The 1,045-nt window shown below is 69.4% G+C and carries 2 protein-coding genes; both read left to right on the forward strand.

The genetic code is table 11. The features are described from left to right. The coding region (locus tag FKP22_RS31460) for an acyl-CoA dehydrogenase family protein (protein ID WP_259372481.1) at window positions 1-129 on the forward strand (129 nt) is incomplete at its 5' end. Between the two features lie 19 nt (window positions 130-148). Beyond that, the coding region (locus FKP22_RS31465) for an AMP-binding protein (protein WP_141292076.1) at window positions 149-1,045 on the forward strand (897 nt) is incomplete at its 3' end.

A 1,045-nucleotide genomic window follows, 5' to 3' on the forward strand; every position in this document is an offset into this window, starting at 1 on the left:
TGGGGCGGCGCGGGCGTGCGCTCGGGCGCGGTCGTCGAGCGCCTGTACCGCGACATCCGCGCGCTGCGCATCTACGAAGGCGCCAGCGAAGTGCAGCAGCTCATCATCGCCAGAGAGCTGTTGAAGTAGTTCTCACGAGGAACGCACCATGACCCAAGGCCGATCCGCCCACCTCGACACCTTTGCGCGCGACCACCTGCCGCCGCGCGAACTGCAGCCCGAGTACCTGTTCACGCTGCCTGAACTGCAGTTCCCGCCGCAGCTCAATTGCGCGGCCGCACTGTTGGACGGCGCCATCGCGCGCGGCTGGGGCGAGCGGCCCTGCATCCTCGCCCCCGGCCTGCGCTGGACTTACGCCGAACTGCAGGCGCGTGCCGACGCGATAGCGCATGTGCTGGTCGAAGACATGGGCTTGGTCCCCGGCCAGCGCGTGCTGCTGCGCGCGCCGAACAACCCCATGCTCGCGGCCTGCTGGTTCGGCGTGATGAAGACCGGCGCGATTGCGGTGGCGACCATGCCGTTGCTGCGCGCCAAGGAGCTGAAACAGGTCGTCTCGAAGGCGCAGGCCACGCACGCGCTGTGCGACCTGGCGCTGGCCGAGGAACTGCAGCTGGCGCGACCGGACTGCACGACGCTGGCGCAGGTTCGGCTTTTCAACGATGCTTCGCCCGAAGGCCTGGAAGCCGCGATGGCCCGCCACCTCGGCAAGCCCTTCACGGCCGTGGACACCGCGGCGGACGACACCTGCCTGCTGGCCTTCACTTCCGGCACGACCGGCGTGCCCAAGGCGACCATGCACTTCCACCAGGACGTGATGGCCATCTGCGCCTGCTGGCCGAAACACGTGCTGCGCGCGGAAGCCTCGGACACCTTCATCGGCAGCCCGCCGCTGGGCTTCACCTTCGGCCTGGGTGGGCTGCTGCTGTTCCCGCTGTCGGTGGGGGCCAGCACCGTGCTGCTCGAAAAACCGACGCCGCCCGCGCTGCTGGACGCCATCACCGAGCACCGCGCCAGCGTGCTGTTCACGGCGCCGACAACCTACCGC

Origin of the sequence: Ideonella azotifigens (assembly GCF_006519715.1) — a bacterium.
Taxonomy (GTDB): domain Bacteria; phylum Pseudomonadota; class Gammaproteobacteria; order Burkholderiales; family Burkholderiaceae_C; genus Ideonella; species Ideonella azotifigens.